The organism is Sphingomonas sp. PL20, assembly GCF_017875905.1.
GTDB classification, from domain to species: Bacteria; Pseudomonadota; Alphaproteobacteria; order Sphingomonadales; family Sphingomonadaceae; genus Sphingomonas; species Sphingomonas echinoides.
The window spans coordinates 16,416-39,884 of record NZ_JAGINH010000005.1; the positions used below are offsets into that span (position 1 = coordinate 16,416).

The window sequence follows — 23,469 nt, forward strand, 5'->3', positions numbered from 1 at the left end:
GGAGCGTCATGGCGATCTACCACTTCTCCGCCAAGGTCGTGAGCCGCGCGAACGGATCGAGCGCGGTGGCGAGCGCCGCCTATCGTTCCGCGTCCGAGCTGTTTGACGAACGGCTCGGGCGGGATCACGACTTCTCGAACAAGGCGGGCGTGATCCACTCCGAGGTGATGTTGCCGGAGGGTGCGCCGGAGCGTTTAAACGATCGCGCGACCTTGTGGAACGAGGTGGAGGCAGGCGAGAAGCGCAAGGATGCGCAGCTTGCCCGTGAGGTGGAGTTCTCGATTCCGCGCGAGATGAGCGAGAAGCAGGGCGTTGCGCTGGCGCGTGATTTCGTGAAGAACCAGTTTGTCGATCGCGGGATGGTCGCGGACCTGAACGTGCATTGGGACAGGGCGAAGGACGGCAGCCCGAAGCCGCACGCGCATGTCATGCTGGCGATGCGCGATGTGGGGCCGGAGGGGTTCGGGAAGAAGAACCGCGACTGGAACAGCACGGAGCTGTTGAAGGACTGGCGCGAGGCGTGGAGCGCGCACGTCAACGAGCGAATGGCCGAGCTGGGACTTGAGGGACGGATCGACCATCGCACGTTGGAGGCGCAGGGGATCGAGCTGGAGCCGCAGCACAAGATCGGCCCTGCGGCATCGCGGCGACCGGGGCAGGGGCTTGAGGCGGAGCGGATCGAGGATCACGCGCGCATCGCCCGCGACAACGGCGAGAAGATCATCGCCAACCCGTCGATCGCGCTGGACGCCATCACGCGGCAGCAGGCGACGTTCACGACACGCGACCTTGCGACGTTCGCGTTCCGGCACAGCGACGGCAAGGATCAGTTCGACCAAGTGATGGGGGCGGTGCGTGCGTCCCCCGAGCTGGTCGCATTGGGGAAGGACGGACGCGACCAGGAGCGGTTCACCAGCCGCGACATGATCGCGGTGGAGGCCCGGCTTGAACGTGCGGGCGACGAACTGGCAGGCCGGGCCGGGCATGGTCTCCCGGCGCACGCAATGGAGGGGGCGATCACGCGCGCCGGGAGTGAAGGACTCGTGCTTGGGGAAGAACAGCGAGCCGCATTGGAGCATATAGTGGGGCCGAGCGGCATCGCCAATGTGGTCGGCTACGCCGGGACTGGCAAATCGGCCATGTTGGGGGTGGCGCGCGATGGATGGGAGCGGGCAGGGTACACCGTACGCGGCGCGGCCTTGTCGGGCATCGCGGCCGAGAACCTTGAGGGTGGGTCCGGCATCCAGTCCCGGACCATCGCCAGCCTTGAACACGCATGGGGGCAGGGGCGCGAGCAGCTAGGCCCCAAGGACGTGCTGGTGGTGGACGAGGCCGGCATGATCGGCTCGCGCCAAATGGAGCGGGTGCTCTCCCAGGCGCGTGACGCCGGGGCCAAGGTCGTCATGGTCGGCGACCTCGAGCAGTTGCAGGCGATCGAGGCGGGCGCGGCGTTCCGCGCTATCACCGAACGCCACGGCACGGCCGAGATCACCGAGATACGCCGGCAGCGGGAGGACTGGCAGAAGGAGGCGACCCGCCAGCTCGCCACGGGGCGGACGGCCGAGGCGATCCATGCCTATGACGGTCGCGGCATGGTCCACGCGGCCGACACGCGCAGCCAAGCGCGGGGCGAGCTGGTCGACGGCTGGGATCGCCAGCGCCAGGCCGAACCGGATAAATCCCGCGTCATCCTCACTCACACCAACGCCGAGGTCCGCGAGCTGAACGAGGAGGCGCGCGGTCGGCTTCGCGCGACCGGCGACCTTGGCGACGACGTGGCGTTCAGCGCCGACCGGGGCGCGCGCGACTTCGCGCCCGGCGACCGCTTGATGTTCCTGCGGAACGAGCGGTCGCTGGGGGTGAAGAACGGCACGCTCGGCACGATCGAGCGGGTCAGCCCCGAGGGCATGACCGTCCGGCTGGACGCGGGTCGGAGCGTCGCGTTCGAGGCGAAGGACTATGCCGCCGTCGATCACGGCTATGCGGCGACGTTCCACAAATCGCAGGGCGTGACGGTCGATCGCGCGCACGTCCTCGCCACCCCGGGCATGGACCGGCACAGCGCCTATGTCGGCATGTCGCGGCACCGCGACGACGTGCAGTTTCACTATGGCCGTGACGATTTCGCCGACCAGCGGCAGCTCGCCCGCACCCTGTCGCGCGACCGGGGCAAGGACATGGCGGGCGACTATGCCGCGACAAGCGGCGACCAGGATCAGGCCCGTGCGTTCGCCGATCGGCGCGAGATCCGGTTCCCGGATCTCGCGCGGCAGGTGGCGGAGAAGGTCCGCGACAAGGCCAAGGGCATGTTCGCCGGGTTCCGGCCGAAGCAGACGCCGGAACTGGCGACGTCGCCGGCAATCGACCGGACCAGCTCGCCCCACCAGGCGAAGGCGATCGAACGCTATGCGCGCGCCACGGTCGATATAGGCCGGATGAGGGAGAAGGGCCTGCCCGTCCTGCCGCATCAGGAACAGGCGTTGGCGAAGGCCGGCGACGTGCTGGACCGGACCCGGCCCCATGCCGCGCGCGACCTTGCCAGCGCGATCGAGCGCGACCCCCGACTGGCGCGCGATGCGGCCGAGGGCAACACGGGCGGCGCGGCGAAGGCGATGGAGACGGAGCGCCAGATCCGCATCGACCCCGAGAAGCGCGCGGGCCGGTTCATGGAGCAGTGGCAGGGCATGAAGGAGGCGCGGGCCAGCATGGAGCGTGCCGGCGATCGTGCCGGCGCGGAGAAATTGGGCAAGCGCATGGAAAGCATCGCGGGCGGGCTGCACCGTGACCCGCAGCTTGAATCCGTGTTGCGCGCCCGCGCCCCCGAACTGGCGTTGAGCATGGAGCGGGGCCGGTCGATCGGGCAGGAACTGGCGCAGTCGGTCAGTATCGGGCGTGACCGCGACCGTGGCATGAGCCGATAAGGGGGGGCGGGTGGCAGACGAGGACGACAGCGAGGACCAGGCGGCACAGGCGTTCGAGAGCCTTCGCGCGGAAGTGTCGTTGATGCGCCGCGCGGTCGAACGGCTCGCGGCCGAGCGCGCCGAGGACAGGCACGTGCCGGACTATTCCGAGACGTTGGGCGTCATCTCGCGCAACCTCTCCGCGACCGCGCAGCGGGTCGATGCGCTGGTGAAAAGCCCGGCCTTGTCGCTCACGCCCGAAGAAACCGGCCGGCAGATCGACGCGGCCAGCTTCACGGCTCGCCGTGAGGACCATCGCCTGTTCCTCGCCGCAAAGCAGGGGATGGACGAGGTGGCGGCACGGCTTAGCCGGCATCTGCAATCCGACATCGCGGCGGGCGAGCAGCGGCGTCGGCTCGGCTATGCCGGCCTGATCGGGCTGGTTGCGGGCATGGCGGTATGGGCGATCCTCCCCGGCGGACTCGCGCGTGCCATGCCGGAGAGCTGGCATTGGCCGGAGCGGATGGCGGCGCGCACGCTTGGGCTGCCGATGTGGGATGGCGGGCAGCGGCTGATGGCCGTCGCTTCTCCCGACGCCTGGCGCGGGATCACCGGGGCCGCCACCCTGGCGCGCGACAATCGCGACGCGATCGGCGCGTGCCGCACCGCCGCCGCGAGGGCGAAGAAGGCGGTGCGTTGCACGATCGAGGTGAAGGCGGAGGAATGATGATGGAGGCTCCCGAGCTGGACCGGGACGCGCTGTTGGCGCTGCTCGACCGAATGCTTCGCGCCGAGGCGGTGACGGACGCGCCACCGGCGGACGAGCGCGGCGACTGGCTATACGGCAGCGCCGGGTTCACCGAACCCGACGAGCATGGCTGGATGGCACCCCTTCCCTCGACCGACATATGGGTGCCACGAGCCTTGGTGTTCTGGCGCATGGCGATCCTGTCGGATGCGCCGGTCAGCGACGAGCAGATGCACGACCCCCGCCATTCGTTGGCGCGTTGGCCGGCGATCGAGCGAGCGGTGAAAGCCTATGTCGCCGACGTCTATAAGGTTTCCCAATGTTTATCACCGCACATGACAGGGGACGCGTGTGTCGTCAGTCGGCTATGAACGACGACGATGGCGGGCATAAACCCAACTGGCCGATCGCCATTCCGGCGGCGGTGGGGATGCTACTTGCCCTGGCATTCTTCCTCTACGTGCTGGCCGGCAACCTGAATTGAGCGCATCGGCTGTCATTAACCGCCTCTCCCCCCACAGCTTCAGCCGCGAGGCGCTGGCGGCGTGCCGAAAGCGCGAAAACAAGGCGCACGATGGAATGCGGCGCGCGGTAATAGTCGATGAGCGTTACGTTTAGAGATAAAGACAGGTAAGACACGTATGCAATCACATAAACTCTCTTTAGAGACACACGCCCTGGATTTCTGGCTCGCCCGTGGAGCTGTTGCGTTCATTGCAGGACTACAGTTTCTATTTGTAAACGATAACCTGATATTTGGGCCGAGGTGGTTGGCGCCTACCTTTGAATTAGCAATGCTCGTGCCACTCTCCATTGCTACGGTATGGACGCAAGGGAAGGTGCGTCACGCAAGCGGTGACGGTCACTGGCATATAATCTGCCAGCACAGAAAGACTATCAGGCATTTCGCGCTGGCATTAACCGCTGTTGTCATGCTGCTCAACTTCTATGCGCTCGTCTCGGTTACCAAGGAGCTTCTAAGCGGAGCGAAAGGAGGTCAATCTCTTCTGATTGACGCGCTCAATATCTGGTTTACGAATATCGTTATTTTCGCGCTCTGGTTTTGGAACATCGATCGAGGTGGTCCAGCAAGGTTGGGTTTACACGACGACGCCAGGCCTGATTTTCTGTTTCCCCAGATGATGGGCAGTGGGGACCAAGACCCCGCATGGTCGCCCGGTTTCATCGATTATTTTTATGTCTCCTTCACGAACGCCACGGCTTTTTCGCCGACAGACACCATGCCGTTAAGTGCACAGAGCAAGCTCTTGATGGCGGCAGAAGCCAGCATATCGCTTCTGACAGTCGGCCTAGTCGCGGCCCGTGCGGTCAATATTCTTACGTGAGAGAATGCGATGCTTTGTGGCCGACTTCATCAGGTGAGACCGGTCAGGCCGATATTCATTCCGCACCTTCGCAAGTGCGATGTTCAGTTTGGCATTCATCGCGTCTGCGCGACGACGGATGCGAATAAGAGCAAGAAGCGTATAGCTCATGACACACCCCGAAAGGCCCGTACTCGCCACCCACAGGATGTGCCCGCTGACGCCGAGCAGGCCGGCAGCCAGAATTCCCAGGCTGATCGCGATGACGACCATGGGAAGCCACATTTGGCGTAGGAGGTTAGAATGTCGCGCGGGCTCCGCAGGCGGAAAATTATGGTTCTGCAACATATCTGTCCTTGGCAGCGCCACGTGCATTATGCGGGTATAGCTCTACTATAGCCGACAACCCGCGAGGGCGCTATCGTGACGGCGTATCTGAGGCGGACCATCGCCAGCTACGCTAGCCGCTAGCGCCATTTGCCCCGGCGTTCGCGCCACACATTGAAACCGACGCGGGAGAGACGGCCGGAAAGCTGGAACAGCCTGAAAATAGCGCGCCGCGGCATAAGGCCCGTTCGCATGATGAGGCGCGTGGCGGAGAGGGCCAGCTTGCCTCCCCATATCCACACCCCCGCAGGTAGCATCAGCTCCCACCAGTGCGCTTTGCGACGTATTCTCATAAATGGCGTTCTCGCCGTGCCTCCGTCCCTGTTGCGATCAGTCGCGTTATCGAGTGTTCTTGGTTCCTAGTGATGAGAAGCCAGAGTCAGGGTGATAAGTATTAAGCTGCATAAGGCTAGCACGAAGGCCAATCTACGGATGCTTTCGACCTGACGGCGCTTTCTTTTTGATAGCGATGCCGAGCGAGGTGTAAGGAAGCGACTTCGTCGATATTTACTCATAACTATTTGCTTATCCGTCAACGCTTCCCGACGCCTGCTGGCGCGTCGATCCTTCAGGGATACGGCGCGAACCACTGCCAAGTTGACCCGATCATCGCACAACAAGGGCTGGCGTCAAACCTCTCCCTGGCGCTATCTGGCAGCAAGGCTCTGCCCGTCATGGTGCTCGCCCATCGACAGGAGACGCAGATCGTGTGCGGACGCGGCCAAAATCAGCATACCGGATCAGCCCAGCCTATGTCGGTTTTCTTCCTTCCGGACCCTCGCCTATGCCCGCAACCGTGAACGAAGGCCAACCCGGCGCGTCGCTCGATACGGCGCACGTCGGAGATATCGAAGGGGCGTTCGGCACGATCCGCTTAGGCGACGAGGCTCCCCGCACGGGGCTCAAAGCGCGGCTGATGACGTTGCTGGCGGTGGTCGGGCCGGGGCTTATCGTCATGGTAGGCGATAACGATGCCGGCGCTTTCGGCACCTATGCCCAGGCTGGGCAGAACTACGGCACCAGCCTCCTGTGGGTGCTGCTGTTGTTGGTGCCTGTGCTCTACGTGAATCAGGAAATGGTCCTGCGGCTCGGGGTGGTCGCCGGCGTCGGTCACGCCCGCCTGATCCTCGAACGGTTCGGCAAGTTCTGGGGCGCGTTCAGCGTCATCGACCTGTTCATCCTCAATGCGCTCACGATCGTCACCGAGTTCATCGGTATCAGCCTGGGGCTGGACTATTTGGGCCTGCCCAAGATCGCGGGCGTACTGATCGCTGCCGCGATCGTGGTCGCTGCCGCCAGTACCGGCTCTTTCCGGCGCTTTGAGCGAGTATGCATGACGTTGGTGATTGGGTCGCTGCTGCTGATACCGATCCTGATCATGGTGCATCCGACGCTCGGCCAGGTTGGTCGGGGCCTCCTGATTCCAGGCATACCCCCCGGATCGGACCTGTCGAAAGTCGTGCTGTTGATCATCGGCATGGTGGGAACCACCGTTGCGCCGTGGCAGCTCTTTTTCCAGCAATCCTACCTGATCGACAAGCGCATCACCCCGCGCTTCATGAACTACGAGCGCGTGGATTTGTGGATCGGCATCGTCATCGTTCTGGTCGGCGCGACCGCCATCATCTCGTTTGCGGCGGCGACTTTTGCTGGCCACTCGGAGTTCGGCAACTTCACCGACGCCGGCGGGGTGGCGCAGGGGTTAGAAAAATATGTCAGCAAGGTCGCCGGCATCCTGTTCGCGGTCGCCCTGATCGACGCCTCGATCATCGGCGCGGCGGCCGTGGGATTGTCCACCTCCTATGCCTTGGGCGACGTGCTCGGTTTGAAGCATTCGCTTCACCGCAAGATTTCTGATGCGAAGGGGTTCTACGCGGCGTTCGTCGGTATCCTGGCCGGTTCGGCGATCATCGTCCTCATTCCTGGCAGCCCGCTTGGGCTTCTTACCACCGGCGTCCAGGTGCTGGCGGGGGTCTTGCTTCCATCCGCGACCGTGTTTCTCCTCCTGTTGTGCAACGACGAGGAGGTGCTGGGGCCGTGGGTCAACGGCCGCGGCATGAACATCTTCACGGCCGCGATCATCGCGGTCCTGGTGATCCTGTCGCTCGTCCTGACGGCGGGCGTACTCTACCCCAATCTTGATGCAGCGGTGATCCTCTATATCCTGGGTGGAGGCGCTGTGCTGTCGGTTTTGGCTGGCGGGGCCATCCTCGGCTACCAGCATTTTTATCCGCACGCCGATAAAGCGAACCCCATCGACCGGTCGCAACGGCTGTCATGGCGTATGCCGCCACTCGCCTTGCTGGCGGCGCCGAAGCTGCCGCTCGGTAGTCGGATCGGCCTCACTGTGCTGCGAAGCTACCTCCTGATCGCGATGATCATGGTCATTTTCCGCATCTACCAACTCGCTGTTGGACACTGATCATCGTCCGCGTAACATTGGCATCGGCACCCCCATTTCGATGGCGGAGCCGCAAAGAGGAACTTCATAGGTGAGTGACAGTCCGGAACCGTCAACAGCAGACGCAACGCTTTCCTTGTCGTCCCTGCTCAAGCACGCCGTGATCGACGGTGACGGACGGGCGCTCGGCAAGCTATCGGACGTCGTTACACGGCTTCGCGACAATGACTATCCCCTTCTGACCGGCTTGGTTATCGCACTGGGCAGTGCGGGCTATTTCGTACCGATGAGCGACGTCACCAGCATCGACCCCCTGGCGGTCCGTCTTCGGACGGCCAAGGTGGATTTGCGACCCTTCGAGCGACGCGATGGCGAGCTGCTGCTCAAGGAGAACATTCTCGGCCATCGCCTTATCGACGTCGCTCATAGCGCCTTGGTCAAAGCCTATGACGTGCGGCTCGCATCAGCGGCGAACGATTGGATCGTGACAGGCCTGGACGTTCACAAAGGTCGCTGGTTTCACCTCGGCCGACATGAAGAGCATCCCGCGCGGGACTGGCATTCGTTCCTGTTGCTGATCGGTGATGAGCGCGGTCCGGGGTCGCGTTCGGCTGCGAGCCGCGTGACCAAGCTCAAACCCGCCCAGATTGCTGATATCATCGAGAGTGCCTCGTCGCGGGAAGAGAACGTCTTGCTGGCGCATGTGCATGAAGACCCGGAACTGGAGGCCGACGTCTTCGAGGAACTGGATGACAGCAAACAGGCCAGACTGCTGCACGCGCGAACCGATGAGGAGGTGGCGGGGCTCCTCGCCAGAATGCGCGCCGACGATGCCGCAGATGCAGTGATGGATCTTGCCCAGGAGCGACGGCAAAGCGTGATCGACCTGTTGCCGGAGGTCCAGAAAACGAAGGTTCTGACCCTACTCGGATATCACCAGGCGACCGCTGGAGGCCTCATGGGGCCGGAATATCTGGCAGTTTTGGAGGAACAGACGATCGGTGATGCGCTTCAAGCGGTTCGATCAGCCACGACCCATCAACCCGAGGCGCTGACGACGATCCACACCGTCCGGGGTGACGGAACGTTGGTAGGCACGCTTACACTCGTTCGGGCGTTGCAGTCCGCCCCAGAGACCCTGCTCCGCGACGCGGCCGACCGCCACCTGGTGGTGGCCGCTCCTGGAGACGACATTATCACCGTGACGACCCGCATGGCCGACTTCAACCTGCTTAGCCTGCCAGTTGTCGATCTCGATAACAAAATACTGGGAATCGTCACGGTCGATGATGCGCTTGAAGCGGCAATTCCGCGTGAATGGAGGCGCCGTCGATCTGGCGGCTGATCAGCTGATATAAGAACATGTGATATCATCACGGATTGATGAATATCTGCTGCCAGTGGCATTTTCGAGCCGTTCAGCTACCGTGTTTCATAATAAGGACTGTGGCGTTCGGTCACGAATCTGGAGATGATCATGAAGGGTCGTTTGATCTTGGCCGCGGTCGCGCTCGCTCTTGTCGCGCCTAGCGCCGCGATGGCTCAATCTTATGGCGGCTATGGCGGTGGCCAGGTTTATGGCGACCAGTACCGCGGCAACGATGGGTATGGCCGCTCTTACGGCGACCGTGATCGTGACTATCGCCAATCCTGGCGTGGCAATGGCGCTGGTTATTACCGGGGCGGCTACGGGTACGACAATCGTCATGATCGGCAGGAGCGCCGCGATCGCCGGCATGAGCGTCGCGAGCGCTACCAGCGCTATGGCGGTTACGGCTATTAAGACGTGATCATCCGAGCCCGGGCAGCGCCCGGGTTTGGTTGCCAGTTGACAAGAAGGGGATGCATGATGACGGACACGACACCTTCCACCACGCGGGCGCAGGGGATGCTCTGCCCTGTGTGCCGCGTCGACCTCGTCCTTTCCGACAAGCAAGGTGTCGAGATCGACTATTGCCCACAATGCCGGGGAATCTGGCTGGATCGCGGCGAACTCGACAAGCTCATCGAGAAGAATGCGTCGTACGAAGCAACCGCAAGACCAACGCCCGATTATCCCCCGCAAGCGCCTGCACCGGGCTACGCGCCGCCCGCCCCTTGGGGCGGATACAGCGAGGGTCATCATGGCGAAGCACGTCATGGCGGCGGGCATGAAGGTGGTGGCCACGGCGGTTATCGTCCCGGCGGCTTCCTTGGCGGCTTGTTCCGGCACTGATCAGGTCGAAAGCGTGTTGCGCCTAAATGCCTACCGCTCGCCGAACAACTCGCGTTGTGCCTTTTCCAGTTCTTCTGCATAGCGCCGCCGGACATAGGTCTCGGAGACGACGCCGAGCACATGGCGATTGTCCGACAGCACGGCGAGTTCATCGGTTCGCGCTTCATCAAAACTCGCCATTACGGCTGCTATGTCCATGTCCGGCGCAAGCACTACGTCACGCCCGGAAGCGAGCGTGGCGACGCTGGCGGTCAAATCAAGGCCTTCCGTATAGGCTGACGGAACGACGACGATGCCGGCATAGGCATCTTGCACGTCGATCAGCACGACTCGGCTGGTCGATCCGAGCGGGAACGTGCGCCGGAACTCCGCAATCGACATGGCAGCCGGTGTGGGGCGCGTCTCCTTTCGCATCATCCGACCCGCGGTGAGTGTCTTCACCCAGCCCACGTCGCGCGCGCTCTTGATCGTCTCCCCGCGAAGGTGAAGCCGCCATGTCGAGAAGGAGTAGCCGAACAGCTCGCGCACGATCGTCGACGACACCAGCGACGCCGCAATGACTGCGCCGGTCAGGGGGAAATCGTGCGTTGCTTGCAGCACCAGCATCGCCATCGTCATCGGCCCACCGACGACCGCGACGGCGAACGCGGCCATGCCGGGGACCGGTGAGAGGATGTTCGAAAACGTACGCTAAGCGTCCCGGCCCGCCTGGTGGAGGCGGAGCGGCCTGAACCGCTCGCGGGGTTTGTCCATCTCGCTCCATAGATAGTCGCCGGTGAGGCCGATGTGTTCCCAGCCCAGCGGCGCGACATGGGCGAGCAGTTCGTCCGGCACCTCGACACCGCTGGCGCGCAAATGCCGGACGGCGCGGTCGAGATAGACGGTGTTCCAGAGCGTAACGGCTGCGGTGAGCAGGGTCAGCCCGGAGGCACGATGACGCTGGTTCTCGAATGTGCGGTCGCGCAGTTCGCCCAGACGGTTGAAGAAAATGGCGCGGGCGAGCGCGTTGCGGGCCTCACCCTTGTTGAGGATACTGCCGGTGCGACGCCGCTGTTCGGGATCGTCGAACCAGTCGAGCATGAACAGGGTGCGCTCGATCCGCCCGATCTCGCGCAATGCGCGAGCGACCGGGTTTTGACGTGGAAAACCCGCCAGCTTGCGCAGCATGACTGAGGCACTGACAGTGCCCGCCCGGATCGAGGCGGCGAGCCGCAGCGTCTCGTCCCAATCCTCCTCGATCGCGCGGACGTTGACCGGGCCGGCTACGAGCGGGCGTAGTGTCGGCCACGGATCGAGGGCCGAGAGTCCGTACAGCCGGCGCTCGTTGAGGTCGCGGATGCGCGGCGCGAAGCGGAAGCCGAGCAAATGACACAAGCCGAAGACATGATCGACCGCCCCGGCGGTATCGGTCGCATGTTCGCGGATGACTAGCTCGCTCTCATGATCGAGCAGGCCGTCGAGGACGTGCGCGGCCTCGCCGGCATTGGCTGCGATGACCTTGGTGTGGAACGGCGTGAAACGGTCGGTGACATGGGTGTAGAACAGCACGCCGGGATCAGTGCCATAGCGGGCGTTGCGATCAGCGCGCGCCTCGCCCTGACCGCCGGCACGGAAGAACTGCCCGTCCGACGACGATGTGTCGCCCGGTCCCCAGACCTGGGCGAGCGGATGCGCGGTGTGGCAATCGACGATCGCCGCTAGCGCCGACAGATAGGTTTCGTCGCGCACATGCCATTCCGCCGTCCAGCGCAGGCGGGACAGCGTCAGCCCACGCGAGCTTTCTGCCATGCGCCCAAGGCCCAGGTTGGTCGCATCGGCGAGGATCGCACCCATCAGCGCGGACTGGTCGGAGGCCGGCTCGCCGCTGCGAGCATGGACGAAACGGTCGGCGAAGCCCGACCATGCGGCGACCTCCACCAGCAGGTCGGTGACCCGGACACGCGGCAGCATCGCGTAGAGCCGGGCCTTCAGTGCCTCGACGTCGTCGGATGGCGTTCGCCGGATCGGCGAAATCACCAACTGCCCGCGCTCAATCGTCACGTCGACCAGCTCGCCGGTCGCGGCTGCGCGTTCCACCTCGGTCATACGCCGGGTCAGCAGGGTGCCACGAGCCTCATACCATTCGGTGAAACCGGACGGCACGGCCAGGCGCAGGTTGCCATCGGCTCGCATCGTGTCGAACGCACCGGTCGGCAGCAGGTAATCGTCCAGCGTGCGATAGGCCCGGCTGCCGTCCACCCAGACGCTACCCGAGCCAAGTCGCTCGCGCAGGTGGACGATCACCGCGATCTCATAGGCGCACCGGTCGATCGTCCCTTCGGTCGGCTGAACGACCTTGCGCCAGCGCGGCTTGATGAAGCTGGTCGGCAGTCGCTTCGGCAGGACCGAGCGGCCGTCACGGTACATCGTTCGCAGCGCCTCGATCGCGCCGAGTAGCGGATCGCCCGACCTCGCGGCGCGGAAAGTAAAGGCGGCGAGGAAAGTCGGGGCGAACCGCCGCACGGCGGGATAGCGTTCGATCACTTCCTCCAGACCGTCGTCGGCCGAGCGGGTGAGATCCTCGGCGAAGCGGATGCTGCGTTCGAGCTGATCCCAGCCTACCCGGTCGTCGATCGTGCGGAAGGCGTCGCGCCCGGTCGCACGGGCTTCGATCAGCAGGCGACCGAGCCGCGCATGGAAGCGGGCGGTGTCCTTCAGCATCCGTGCCTGCCCGAGCAGCCGGTCGGAGCGTGTGCGATCGGCGCGGCGAAACAGCGCCCCCACCATCTTCTCGACCATGACCAAGGCGGCATCGGTCAGCGCCGCCTCCATCTCGATCATGGAGGCGACCAGCATCGCGAGCCGGCGCGGACGTTCGAGGCGGCGCAAGTGCTGCGCGGTGACGATGCCGGCCGTCCGTGCGATGACGGCGTAGCGGGCGGCATGGATGCGTCGCGCCCGGTCGGCTGCGATCCCGATGCCGCGCACCGTGTCGAGCCGCTCGACGATGCCTTTCAGGTTCGACGCCGATGGTGCTTCCGGCCACTCGCGTATCCAACCAAGCCGGGTGCGACCATTGTCATCGGATACGATCAGGCGTTCGAGCGCCGCTATCTGTTCGGTCGAGCAGTCGCGGATCAGCCCGGCATGCGCCGCCTTGCGTGCCTGCGCCCGGACGATGAGGGCGAGCCGTTCCAGCGTCGATGCCGCCGGTAGCACGATCCGGTCGAGCCGCAGACGATCGACCATGCCAGCGACGATTGCATCGCCACGATCGGTCGAGTTGGCGATCTCCGATCCCAGCGCCAGCATCGATCGCACTTCTGCTCGGTCGAAGGCACGCAGACCGAGATACGCTTCAACCTCGGCGCGATGCTCGCGCAGCGTCGTCGCGCGCGCAGAATAGTCGGCGAAGTCCTCGATACAGCAACCGATCTGGTCGGCGAGCAGCGCCAGCATGGCGGCAGGCACCGCTTCACTCGGCAGCAGGCTTCGTCCCGGGTGGCGCAGGTAGCAGAGCTGCACCGCATATCCGAGCCGGTTCGCCCCGCGCCGGCGACGCGCGATCTGTCCGAGGTCATCGGGACCGAGGGTGTAGAGCCGTTCGATCGTTGCCTGATCGGGCGGCGGATCGAAGATCGCGCTGCACTGGGCGGGGGACAATATGGTTCTGGACGGCATCGGCTTCCTGTTCGTCACGCAACAGGAAAGCGACCCTGTTCACGGAGCGTAGACCACAAGACGGGTTATGTGACATTATAGCGATCGATCGACGGGCAACGCCGCTCCGTCACGCAGACGGACGTATATGTGACAACTCAGATTGGGTACGCGCGGGTGTCCAAGGCTGACGGCAGCCAGGTCCACGATCTTCAGCGCGACGCGCTGGTCGCGGCTGGCGTCGATCCCGACCATATCTATGAGGACTCCGCGTCAGGCCGGCTCGACAAGCGGCCGGGGCTGGACGCCTGCCTGAAGGCGCTGCGTCGCGACGACACGCTCGTCATCTGGAAGCTCGACCGGCTAGGGCGAGATCTGCGCCACCTCGTCAACACGGTCGGCGACCTGACGAAGCGCGGCATCGGGTTGAAGGTGCTGGCGGGCGAAGGCGCGTCGATCGACACCACCACCGCCAACGGCCGCCTGGTGTTCGCGATCTTTGCCGGCCTTGCCGAGTTCGAGCGCGAACTGATCATCGAGCGTACCCGAGCCGGTCTGGCGTCCGCACGCGCACGCGGCCGGCATGGCGGGCGACCGTTCAAGATGACGCCAGCCAAGCTGCGCCTCGCGCAGGCAGCTATGGGCAAGCCGGAGACGAAGATCGCCGAGCTCTGCGCCGAGCTCGGCATCACACGCCAGACCCTCTACAGGCACGTCACGCCAAAAGGAGAGATCAGGCCGGATGGCGAGAAGCTCCTCATCCAACGCGCCCGTTAGATGCCAAAGCGGTCGGACGGCAGTCGCCCAGACCTTGCCGTTCCGGACTACGAGAGGATTGCCCAATACCGGCCAATCGTTCACCCTCACGACGGCCGATGATGATCGGGAAGGCATGATACCGTGACGGATATTGGAATCTGCGAGTACGTACCCGCGTGGGCAAACTCGCCCTTTGCCGGCGACAATCTTGCACCATGGTTCGCTGTTCGAGAAGCCGAGACCATCATTCGAAATGCTCTCCGAAAAATCGGTGAGGAGTACAGCATGGATGGCGAGTTCGCGATTCATCGAACCGCTACGGTGGAAGTCGGCGTCGTTCTAAAGGGCCCCGGCATCATTGGCGCACGCTGCTACGTTGCCGCCGGGTCATACCTCAGGGGCGGAGCCTATTTGGCCGAAGATTGCATCATCGGGCCCAGCTCTGAATTGAAAAGCAGCTTCATGTTTTCCGGATCGAAGATCGCCCATCTCAATTTCGTGGGGGACTCCATTATCGGGTCAGGCGTTAACATCGAAGCTGGCGCTATTGTCGCCAACTACCGCAATGAACTTGCGGACAAAGCTATAAGGATAAAGATCGCAACCGGTGTGATCGACACCAACGTGGAAAAATTCGGTGCTCTGATCGGGGACAGTGTTCGAATTGGTGCCAATGCGGTCGTAGCCCCGGGCGCACTAATTGCGCCGGGCACCAAGATAGGGCGTCTGCAATTATTTGATCAGTATCCATACTGATCACTCAACGGGCAGATCTCCCCGACAAACAAGTCGAAGCCGCCGTTCCGCAAACCACCAGGCCAAGCCATTCCCGGTGGGGCCGGGACGGCTCTACCGACCTTAGCGTACGTTTTCGACCATCCTCTCACCGGACCCCATGCCGACCAGCGCGGCATTGTGCGGATCGACCACGGTATATCCCACCAGCGTCGTAAGGCTGGCGGCGAAAAGGTGGCCAATCAGCGTGCCAAGGAACAGCGACGCGAAGAACAGCCCGCCCCTAAAGCCAAAACCGAGCGACACGACTGACGCCGCGCTTTTGGCGAGCAGTACGAGCAGGATGAACCCGATCGATGCGCCCAGCGCCAGATCGGCATGAAGTGCATCATGTCCAGCCGACAGCACTTGCGGCGATACCATCGCGATGGGGATCAGGAGGAGGCCGCCCAGTGCCGGGCGCGCCCAATCGGGAAGTCCTACTTGGCGCGTTACGCGCTCGACGAGCGCCACGGCGCGCATCAGAACGATACCCAGCAGCGCGCAGATTGCACCCAGCCCGGCATAGATCAGATAATGATGCGTCTCGACCGAGACGTTCGAGGCAGCGTCGATCAGATAGGGTTGCTGCCCGAAGGTCTGTGCTACGAGCGCCCCGGCGAGCGCCGCGGCGGCGACCGGCGCGATCGCCGAGGGCGTGTAGGCTCCAATGACAATCTCGAAGGCGTAGAACGCCCCCGCCAAGGGAGCCCCGAACGCGGCGGCGATTGCAGCGCCCGTGCCCGCACCAACCAGCGTGCGCTGATCAGCGCGGCGCAGCTTCAGCCAACCTCCCAGCACCGACGCCACCGCCCCACCCATTTGCGCGTAAGCGGCTTCAAGACCAACCGAGGCCCCGAAGCCGTTGGAGAGGACCGTCTGGCCCGAGATGACCAAGCTATCGGGTAGCGACATGCGTCCGCCATGCAGGGCGTTCGCCTCGACCGCATCGACCAGGCGGCGCTTGCGGGCGCGGGTCACATAACTGAACCCCGTCAAGACCACTCCGCCCACCGGCAGCACGATCAGGCTGGCCAGCACGAGTTCGGTGACGCCGCTCAATCGTGTGTTGGGGGGCAGCGCGAACAGGACGTGTTGCAGAGTGCGCGCGAGCGCGCCAAGGATGACGCTTAGCAGGCCGGCAGCCCCGCCTATGCCGATCGCCAGCACGATGAACGATGCTTCGCTCGCGCGAAGCCACCCCCGGAAATCTCGTGCCAGCAGGCGGGCGCGTCGTCGCGTGACGATTTGCGCGGCAACGATGCGTCGGGCGTCCGTCATAGCGAGGTGGCGGGAGCGGACATTTCCAGGGGCTGCGCGCGGCGTCCGGCCGTCGTTATCAGGTAAAACCCGCCGATGAACATCGGCAGCGTTAGCCACTGACCCATATGGAGGCCGGTTCGCGCGGCGAAAGCGACGAGCTGGGCATCTGGTTCTCGGAAGAACTCGACCGTAAATCGGGCCAGACCATAGCCGATGAGAAACACCCCGACGAGCATCCCCGGCTTGCGCCGCGCGTTGGTGAACCAGAACAGGAAGGCGAGCACGGCGAACAGAACCAACCCTTCCAGTCCGGCTTCGTAAAGCTGGCTGGGATGGCGGGCGAGACCATCATGGCTTCCGGGGAACACAATCGCCCAGGGCACATCGGCGGGCTTTCCCCAAAGCTCGCCATTCACGAAATTAGCGAGACGACCGAAAAAAAGGCCAATCGGCACGGTGCAGGCGACATAGTCGTGGACCCGCAGCCATTCGAGGCCGTGTCGTCGCGCGAATAGGATCAGCGCGAGCGAAACGCCGGCTGCACCCCCGTGAAATGACATGCCGCCATCCCACAGTTTGAGGATTTGCAGGGGGTGAAGGATCATCTCGGAACCGTAGAAGATCACATAGCCGAGCCGGCCGCCCAGAATGACGCCCAACGTCGCGTACAACACGAGATCATCAGCCTGCTGACGGTTCATTGGAGCGTCAGACTGAGCCAGCAGCCGCAGTAGATACCACCATCCCGCAATAATGCCGGCGATATAGGCGAGCGAGTACCACCGGAAATCGAGCGGCCCTATGGAGATGGCGATCGGGCTTAATCCGAGACTGGCAAATGCGATGTGGCTATTCAACGATTGTATCCTGCCAGCGAGAAAGGATGCTCGACCGCGCCATGAAGCTACTCCGGTGCGATTACGGCGCCAGCATCCTTGAGTGCCGAAAACCCACCAGGCACGTGGGCGACGTTCTCGACGCCCATATCCTTGAGTGATTTTGCGGCAAGAGCTGAACGGGCACCGGACCCACAGTAGAGCACCAACCGCGATCCGGCGGCGAGTTTGGTATTATGGGTGGGGCTTTCCGGATCGACCTGGAATTCCAGAAGGCCGCGCGGGACGTGTACCGCACCGGCGACCAAGCCCGACTTGGCGACCTCTGCGGGTTCGCGAATGTCAACGAACTGAACATCGGGATTGCCGACGATCTTGACTGCATCCTCAGGCGGGAGGCTTTTGACAACGGCATTGGCTTCAGAAACCAGCTGTTTCGACGTACGCTTCATCGCTCTTCTCCTGTCTAGTGACCGATTTTCTGGCTTTCAGCCCTGCTCGGACTTGCCGCCGATCTGGCGTAGCACTTCCGGAAGGTCTGTCGGGCAATCGCCGCAAAGCTTGTTTGCCGGAACGGCAACGTCGATCTTCTTTGGGTAGGGAAGATCGAGAGCGTCCATGATCGCGACAAATTCTTGAACTGTCTTGCCCGCAAGGCGAGGGTTCCGCTCGCGCTCCTGCGCCACTGTCGTGATGTGGCGATGATTGTAGTCGTGAGCCGGGAAGATCAGACCATCGCCCGGCAGCGTGAAAATCTTTTGCGTGACCGATTGATAGAGCGTGGCGGCGTCACCGTTCTGGAAGTCGGTCCGGCCACAGCCGTCGATGAGCAGTGCGTCGCCGGTGAAGGCGCGGAGGCCATCGGGCTGATCAACCAGATAGGTATGGTGGGCATCGGTGTGCCCCGGCGTAAACAGCGGCTGAAGCTTTAGCGCGCCGACAGCCAGAGGCTGGTCCTCGGCGACGCCCACGTCAGCACAGGGAAGGCCGTCCATAGCGGGATAGGCGATCTTGGAGCCAGTTAGGCTGCGCAGATAGCAGGCCGATGTGACGTGGTCCGCATGCACATGCGTCTCCAATGTATAGGCCAGTTCGAGATCCAGTTCCTGAAGCGCGGCAAGGTCGCGTTCGATCGTCTCTAGGACAGGATCGATCAGGACGGCTTTGCGCGTTTCCGGGCAACCGAGGAGGTAGGTGTAGGTCGAGGACTCGGGTTCGAACAACTGACGAAAGATCATGATCGGTCTCCAATGGTCTAGCCGCCGATCCCGCCCAAGCTGCGGAACAGCATGTAGGCGGCCACGGCCAGCAGGACGAAAGCGAAGATGCGGGTGAGCAGGCCCTTATGACCGGCGAGCCGGATGGCCGTTTGCATGCCGGCGATGCCGCCAGCGACCCCGCCAGCGATGAAGAAGCCGGCCACGCGCCAGTCTACGAGCCCTGACAGGGCATAGTTGAAGGCTGTCGCCGAGCCGAATGCTCCCACTGAAAACAGCGACGATCCGACCGCATTGAGGATGGGCATGCCGCTGCCGAGCATGATGCCGGGCACAATCAGAAAGCCGCCGCCGATGCCGAAGAATCCCGATAACAGGCCGGCGAGAAGCCCGATGGCAACGAGCCGTACGGCGATCGGCCGCGTGATCCGCACGTCCGGATCACCGCCGCCGGATTTGCCGCGCAGCATCGAAAGTCCGACCACGATCATGACACCTGCGAACAGCACCAGGAGGTGCTGGCCCGCCACCATCTTGCCCAGTGTGGAACCGATCAGGGCGCCTATGACGCCCGACGTCCCGAAAACGAGGGCACAGGGCCACTTCACGGTTCCGGCCCGCGCGTGCTGGACCAGGTTGGCGAAGGCATTGGCGGCGACCGCCAGTGCACTCGTGCCGATCGCGACGTGCGGGTCCTTCATGCCCACGACATACAGCAGCAATGGCAGGGCCAGAATCGAGCCGCCGCCGCCGATCACCCCGAGGGTGAAGCCAACGACGACACCGGATATGAGCGTGAGGATGTCGACCGGCGTCATGGGTTGGCCCCGGCCCTGGCCGCGCGATAGCGTTCCTGAACGGCGAAGACGCCCATGCCCACCAGCATCGCCACGACGAACACCAGCGCCGCCGGCGCCCCGAGGCTTAGGGCCACGAGGGCCGGACCAGGGCAGTAGCCGACGAGGCCCCATCCAACGCCGAACAAAGCCGCGCCAGAGAGAAGCTTCTTGTCTAAGGACCGGGACGATGGCGCGTTAAACGTGGCTGCGAAAAGCGGAGCATTGCGCCTTCGGCCGAGTGCAAATCCCAAGGCGGAAACCGTGACGGCCGAGGCCAGTACCAGGGCCAGGCTCGGGTCCCACGATGGCGCGGCGACATCAAGAAACGCCAGCACCTTGCTTGGGCTGATCATGGCCGAGACGATGAGGCCCAAGCCGAAAATGAGCCCCGAGGCCAGCGCGATGAGCAGCTTCCTCACTGTCTCAAAGCTCCACGACGTGCCGAGCGACGTACACAGTCGCAGCCGCTGTGATGAGGAAGAAGCCGGTCGCGGCAAGCGAGCGGGGCGAAAGCCTCGCTATTCCGCAGACGCCATGGCCGCTGGTACAACCACTCCCAAGCCGAGTCCCAAATCCCACCAGAAGGCCGGCTGCGATCACGATGGCGACTGGGGCCGGCGACGTGAGGTCCGGCAGCACGCCGCCCGCCGCCCGGTAGAGGAAGGGCGCAGCGAACAGGCCGACCAGGAACATTCCGCGCCACGCCACATCGCCGCGAACGGGCGCGAGCACGCCCCCGACGATGCCGCTGACTCCAGCGATGCGCCCATTGGCAATCCACAGGAGGGAGGCCGAGAGGCCGATGAGCGCGCCGCCCACAATGGCCGAATATGGGGTGAATCCCTCCATGGTCAGGATTCTCCTCTCTCAGCTTCGCCATCGGCGCAAAAGAGTGCGTAGAGTTCCGTCAGGACCGGCAGCACGCGCTCGGATGTGATCCGGTAGAAGATCGTTGTTTTCTCCCGCCGCGTGCCGACCAGCCCCTCGTCGCGCAGCGTGGCAAGGTGGCGGGACAAATTGGATTGTGTCAGCCCGAGGCGTTCGCCCAGTTCGGTGACGGACAACTCCCCGCCGAGCAAGCTGCACAGGATCATCAGACGGTGCCGGCTCGCCAGCGAACGGAGGAACGCTTCTGCTTCGCCGGCCTTTTTCTCCAGAAGCTCTGGGGACATTTTAATGAGAGAAGGTGGCACGATTGCTCCAAACATCTTATATGCAACATATATGATGGATGAGCGTTCGATCAAGCCAGCTTAGGAGGTTTCCGTGCGCTACTATTTGGTCAGACTATCGCGGCATCCTTCGAGGAAAGCGGTTCTGCGCACCATTGAAGCGCTAGAGCGTGGGCAACCCATGCTAATCGATAAGGCTGCCGGGGGCGCTTCCAAGCTGCGTCGCGCCTTGGAGCAGATTTAGATGCTCGATCGACGTTCGCTATTGGCCGGCGGAGCGGCATTTTTCGCCACCGCCGCTTGCTCGCGCTCCACTTCTGCCCTCGGCGGGGGCGGCGCAAACCCCCTCCCAATACCGCCGCTCTTGGATGCGCAGCCTAGACAGTCATTCGCGCTACAGGTCCAGTCCGGAACGACTTCATTCTATCCGGGCCGTTCGAGCGATACGCTAGGGTATAACGGCAGCTATCTCGGGCCGACGATCAGAGTGCGTCGAGGCGACGATGTGGCGGTTGCCGTGACCAACCGGCTCAAGGCGGACACGACCGTGCATTGGCACGGGCTTCTGATCCCTGGAGAGCTGGATGGCGGCCCCCATCAGATCATCGCGCCGGGCGCGACCTGGCGACCCACGCTCCCCATCCGGCAGCCGGCAGCCACCCTCCTTTATCACTCACACGTCCATGGGCTGACGGCCGAGCAAGTCTATTCGGGCTTGGCAGGGGCGTTGCTGGTGACCGACGAGGAAGAGCAGGGCTTAGGCCTCCCGTCAGAATATGGCGTGGATGACCTGCCCCTGATTATCCAGGATCGGCAGTTTGAAAATGGTCGCCTTGTCATGCCAGGCGGCATGATGGTCGCCATGCAGGGCCGGCGCGGCGACACGATCCTTGTGAACGGAGCGGTAAACTCAGTGGCGGCAGTGCCAAACCGGTTGGTTCGCCTGCGGCTCGTCAACGCATCGAACGCCCGGATCTATGAGCTATCGTTTTCCGATCGGCGAAGCTTTCACTGGATCGGAACTGAAGGGGGGCTGCTCGAACGGGCGGTAGCACTGGAGGCCATAACCTTGGCACCGGGCCAGCGCGCCGAGCTTCTCGTGGACTTCACGGATGGTAGACCCGCCTCGCTCGTGACGGCGGCTGATTCCAACAGTTCGATGATGGGCGGCATGGGTATGATGGGACCCGGTGCCGGGAGGACCGATGCCGCGGCGCCAGCGACCGTGCTGCGGTTTGAACCACGCCCGTTGGGACAGGCTCGTGCCAGCGCCGCCGTGCCCACCTTACTGGCATCACGAACTCGGCCCGACGCGAGCAAGGCGGTGCGCCGTCGCCGTCTGGTTCTCAACATGGGCATGGGAGGGATGATGGGCTCAGGGAGCGGCGGAGGCGGCCTAACGATCAACGGCAAGCCATTCGACATGAATCGCATCGATGAGACGGTGAAGCTAGGCTCCACCGAAATATGGGAGGTCTCTGGCGAAATGATGCGCCACCCGATCCATATTCACGGCGTCCACTTCGATGTTCTCACCCGCGGGGGCGGTCGGCCCGCTGTTCTCGACCAGGGGCCGCGGGATACAGTCCTCGTCAAGGAGCCGGTGGAGCTTCTCATCCGATTTGATCAGCCGGCAAGGAGCGCTCCCTTCATGTACCACTGCCATATCCTAGAACATGAAGATAATGGAATGATGGGCCAGTTCAGTGTTGAGTAGGCAGAGGCTGCCACTTCTGGAGAGTTTATGCAGCATCTACCGTTCAACAGGAGAGCAATGTTGTCAAAAAGAGCCCTTGCCGCACTTGTACTCGCGGCAACGATGTTGATGGGTGGTGCCTCGCTAGCTGCACAGGATAATCTGGTTTATCCAGTGATTCCGGGATTTGGCGGGATTATGGTCGTGCCCAGTGCTGCCGAGCGGCCCGATCCCAAGCTTCGCTACCGTGTCTTGTTCAATGTCACCAAAACCGCAAGCTCTCCCGACAGAGTAAATCCCAGCCTTGAGAAGGTGGCGCGTTTCGTGAACCTGCTTGGCGCGGACAAGGTCCATCCTGCTACTGGCGACATCGCCGTCATCATTCATGGTCCCGCGACCCTGCTCATCCTGCAGAACGCGCCATATGCGGCGCGTATGAAGGTAGCGGCAAACCCGAATGCTGCGCTGATTGCGGCTCTCCAGAAAGCTGGTGTTTCGATCCGCGTATGCAGTCAGGCCATGGTCGGAAATGGTATCATGCCGAACCAAGTGGCCTCGGGCGTTAAGATCGATGATTCAGCGCTCACAACCTTGGCAAATCTACAAATCCGGGGTTACGCGCTCATCCCGGATTGAAAGGTGCGATACCCCCTCACCCGCAGCAGCCTGCCACGGTCCCGTTCGCCTTCGCCCCCTGAATCGGAGGGCATGGGACATCGCCGAACGAGCAGAACACGCAGCAGTCGCCGGCCAGGGGCCGCAGCACCGCCGCGCAATGCCGGCAATCATAGAAGAACTGGCAGGCGTTGGTGGGCATCGTCTCGGTCGCGACACCGCCGCACTTGGGACAGGTCAGCGTGGAGGTGAGCTGCATCAGGAAAGCGCCTTTATTAGCGGCGCTTCCATGCGATCCCATATCAGCGCGGTCAGCGTCAGGGCCGTGCCGATCGTGAGCATGATCGGAGTTGCGCGGGACGGTAGGGTCACGGTGCAGGACCGATCCGCGGCGCAGGTCCTCCGACGCCGCTCATACGCCCACCACCCGGCAGCCAGGCCGACGAGGGAAAGCGCCGTCAGCGGCCAGCGCAGAGGCATCAGCGCGGCGAAGGTGCTTGACAGGCCCGCCCCCACGCCCAGCGCCGCCAGCGCGAGCGGCAAGACGCAGCAGGATGCGGCGGCTAGGACCGCGCCGAAGCTCGCCAGCGCACCGAGGGCGGATAGCCCCGCGTCGGCGCGGCGTGGCGATGCGGAAGCGGCCAGGGTTTCGTGCGGCAAAATCCTTTGATTCATCAGTCGTC

At 63.4% G+C, this 23,469-nt stretch carries 25 protein-coding genes; 12 read left to right on the forward strand and 13 right to left on the reverse strand.

Translation table 11 applies throughout. The features are described from left to right. Positions 1-8: 8 nt before the first annotated feature. From traA to H4W01_RS22635, 4 genes are all read left to right on the forward strand, one after another. Positions 9-2,921 (forward strand): Ti-type conjugative transfer relaxase TraA, encoded by a 2,913-nt coding sequence (traA, locus tag H4W01_RS22620; RefSeq protein WP_209613708.1) that lies wholly within the window; start codon positions 9-11, stop codon positions 2,919-2,921. A 10-nt stretch (positions 2,922-2,931) separates the two neighbouring features. Next, a complete protein-coding gene (locus H4W01_RS22625; RefSeq protein WP_209613710.1) occupies positions 2,932-3,627 on the forward strand; it encodes a DUF6118 family protein in 696 nt (231 codons plus the stop codon). Further along, a complete protein-coding gene (locus H4W01_RS22630) occupies positions 3,624-4,019 on the forward strand; it encodes a hypothetical protein (RefSeq protein ID WP_209613712.1) in 396 nt (131 codons plus the stop codon). The genes H4W01_RS22625 and H4W01_RS22630 overlap by 4 nt, the downstream gene beginning before the upstream one ends. A gap of 270 nt (positions 4,020-4,289) precedes the next feature. Continuing rightward, on the forward strand, positions 4,290-4,994 hold the full coding sequence (locus tag H4W01_RS22635) for a hypothetical protein (RefSeq protein WP_209613723.1): 705 nt from the start codon (positions 4,290-4,292) through the stop codon (positions 4,992-4,994). Here H4W01_RS22635 and H4W01_RS22640 read toward each other — a convergent pair. Continuing rightward, positions 4,959-5,246, reverse strand: a complete 288-nt coding sequence (locus H4W01_RS22640; RefSeq protein WP_209613725.1) for a hypothetical protein — start codon at positions 5,244-5,246, stop codon at positions 4,959-4,961. The genes H4W01_RS22635 and H4W01_RS22640 overlap by 36 nt on opposite strands. Positions 5,247-6,144: 898 nt before the next feature. Here H4W01_RS22640 and H4W01_RS22645 point away from each other — a divergent pair. The 4 genes from H4W01_RS22645 (at position 6,145) to H4W01_RS22660 (ending at position 9,976) form a co-directional block, all read left to right on the forward strand. Continuing rightward, positions 6,145-7,782: an Nramp family divalent metal transporter gene (locus tag H4W01_RS22645; RefSeq protein ID WP_209613727.1), complete on the forward strand. Its 1,638-nt coding sequence runs from the start codon at positions 6,145-6,147 to the stop codon at positions 7,780-7,782. Between the two features lie 70 nt (positions 7,783-7,852). Continuing rightward, a complete protein-coding gene (locus tag H4W01_RS22650; RefSeq protein ID WP_209613729.1) occupies positions 7,853-9,106 on the forward strand; it encodes a magnesium transporter MgtE N-terminal domain-containing protein in 1,254 nt (417 codons plus the stop codon). 132 nt (positions 9,107-9,238) lie between these two features. Continuing rightward, positions 9,239-9,544, forward strand: coding sequence for a hypothetical protein (locus H4W01_RS22655; RefSeq protein ID WP_209613731.1), 306 nt, complete (start codon positions 9,239-9,241; stop codon positions 9,542-9,544). A 66-nt stretch (positions 9,545-9,610) separates the two neighbouring features. Further along, positions 9,611-9,976, forward strand: coding sequence for a TFIIB-type zinc ribbon-containing protein (locus tag H4W01_RS22660; protein ID WP_334685453.1), 366 nt, complete (start codon positions 9,611-9,613; stop codon positions 9,974-9,976). A 30-nt stretch (positions 9,977-10,006) separates the two neighbouring features. Here the strand turns inward: H4W01_RS22660 and H4W01_RS22665 are convergent, their stop codons facing one another. Together H4W01_RS22665 and H4W01_RS22670 are read right to left on the reverse strand one after the other, a co-directional pair. Then, on the reverse strand, positions 10,007-10,630 hold the full coding sequence (locus tag H4W01_RS22665) for a hypothetical protein (RefSeq protein ID WP_334685454.1): 624 nt from the start codon (positions 10,628-10,630) through the stop codon (positions 10,007-10,009). Positions 10,631-10,666: 36 nt separating this feature from the next. Continuing rightward, complete coding sequence (locus H4W01_RS22670) at positions 10,667-13,636, reverse strand: Tn3 family transposase (RefSeq protein ID WP_209613733.1); 2,970 nt, start codon at positions 13,634-13,636, stop codon at positions 10,667-10,669. A 129-nt stretch (positions 13,637-13,765) separates the two neighbouring features. On the opposite strand from H4W01_RS22670, the gene H4W01_RS22675 reads away from it, so the two are divergent. Both H4W01_RS22675 and H4W01_RS22680 read left to right on the forward strand, forming a co-directional pair. Further along, entirely contained in the window at positions 13,766-14,392 is a 627-nt protein-coding gene (locus H4W01_RS22675; RefSeq protein ID WP_209613735.1) for a recombinase family protein, read from the forward strand. A gap of 123 nt (positions 14,393-14,515) precedes the next feature. Continuing rightward, positions 14,516-15,130, forward strand: a complete 615-nt coding sequence (locus H4W01_RS22680; protein WP_209613737.1) for a transferase — start codon at positions 14,516-14,518, stop codon at positions 15,128-15,130. A gap of 102 nt (positions 15,131-15,232) precedes the next feature. Here H4W01_RS22680 and H4W01_RS22685 read toward each other — a convergent pair whose 3' ends face one another. Genes H4W01_RS22685 through H4W01_RS22720 form a run of 8 tightly spaced genes read right to left on the reverse strand, consistent with a single transcriptional unit; the run spans position 15,233 to position 20,496 of the window. Then, on the reverse strand, positions 15,233-16,429 hold the full coding sequence (locus H4W01_RS22685) for a chloride channel protein (protein WP_209613739.1): 1,197 nt from the start codon (positions 16,427-16,429) through the stop codon (positions 15,233-15,235). Then, positions 16,426-17,268 (reverse strand): prolipoprotein diacylglyceryl transferase, encoded by an 843-nt coding sequence (gene lgt, locus H4W01_RS22690; RefSeq protein ID WP_209613741.1) that lies wholly within the window; start codon positions 17,266-17,268, stop codon positions 16,426-16,428. The genes H4W01_RS22685 and lgt overlap by 4 nt, the downstream gene beginning before the upstream one ends. A gap of 47 nt (positions 17,269-17,315) precedes the next feature. Continuing rightward, a complete protein-coding gene (locus H4W01_RS22695; protein ID WP_209613743.1) occupies positions 17,316-17,699 on the reverse strand; it encodes a rhodanese-like domain-containing protein in 384 nt (127 codons plus the stop codon). Between the two features lie 36 nt (positions 17,700-17,735). Continuing rightward, positions 17,736-18,485 (reverse strand): MBL fold metallo-hydrolase, encoded by a 750-nt coding sequence (locus H4W01_RS22700; RefSeq protein ID WP_209613745.1) that lies wholly within the window; start codon positions 18,483-18,485, stop codon positions 17,736-17,738. A 17-nt stretch (positions 18,486-18,502) separates the two neighbouring features. Continuing rightward, a complete protein-coding gene (locus tag H4W01_RS22705; protein ID WP_209613747.1) occupies positions 18,503-19,282 on the reverse strand; it encodes a sulfite exporter TauE/SafE family protein in 780 nt (259 codons plus the stop codon). Then, a complete protein-coding gene (locus H4W01_RS22710; protein ID WP_209613749.1) occupies positions 19,279-19,722 on the reverse strand; it encodes a DUF6691 family protein in 444 nt (147 codons plus the stop codon). Before H4W01_RS22710 ends, H4W01_RS22705 begins: the two co-directional genes overlap by 4 nt. Positions 19,723-19,726: 4 nt before the next feature. Beyond that, positions 19,727-20,152, reverse strand: a complete 426-nt coding sequence (locus H4W01_RS22715) for a YeeE/YedE family protein (RefSeq protein ID WP_209613751.1) — start codon at positions 20,150-20,152, stop codon at positions 19,727-19,729. A gap of 2 nt (positions 20,153-20,154) precedes the next feature. Beyond that, the gene (locus H4W01_RS22720) at positions 20,155-20,496 is read right to left on the reverse strand and encodes an ArsR/SmtB family transcription factor (RefSeq protein WP_334685455.1); all 342 of its coding nucleotides are present in this window, start codon (positions 20,494-20,496) and stop codon (positions 20,155-20,157) included. A 223-nt stretch (positions 20,497-20,719) separates the two neighbouring features. Between H4W01_RS22720 and H4W01_RS22725 the strand changes: the two genes are divergently transcribed. Then, positions 20,720-22,192, forward strand: coding sequence for a multicopper oxidase family protein (locus tag H4W01_RS22725; RefSeq protein WP_209613754.1), 1,473 nt, complete (start codon positions 20,720-20,722; stop codon positions 22,190-22,192). A gap of 27 nt (positions 22,193-22,219) precedes the next feature. Next, the gene (locus tag H4W01_RS22730) at positions 22,220-22,807 is read left to right on the forward strand and encodes a DsrE family protein (protein WP_209613756.1); all 588 of its coding nucleotides are present in this window, start codon (positions 22,220-22,222) and stop codon (positions 22,805-22,807) included. A gap of 16 nt (positions 22,808-22,823) precedes the next feature. On the opposite strand, the gene H4W01_RS22735 is transcribed toward H4W01_RS22730, so the two are convergent. Next, complete coding sequence (locus H4W01_RS22735) at positions 22,824-23,045, reverse strand: GDCCVxC domain-containing (seleno)protein (protein ID WP_209613760.1); 222 nt, start codon at positions 23,043-23,045, stop codon at positions 22,824-22,826. Beyond that, positions 23,045-23,469: hypothetical protein (locus H4W01_RS22740; protein WP_334685456.1), on the reverse strand; the 425-nt coding region annotated here is incomplete at its 5' end. The genes H4W01_RS22740 and H4W01_RS22735, both read right to left, overlap by 1 nt.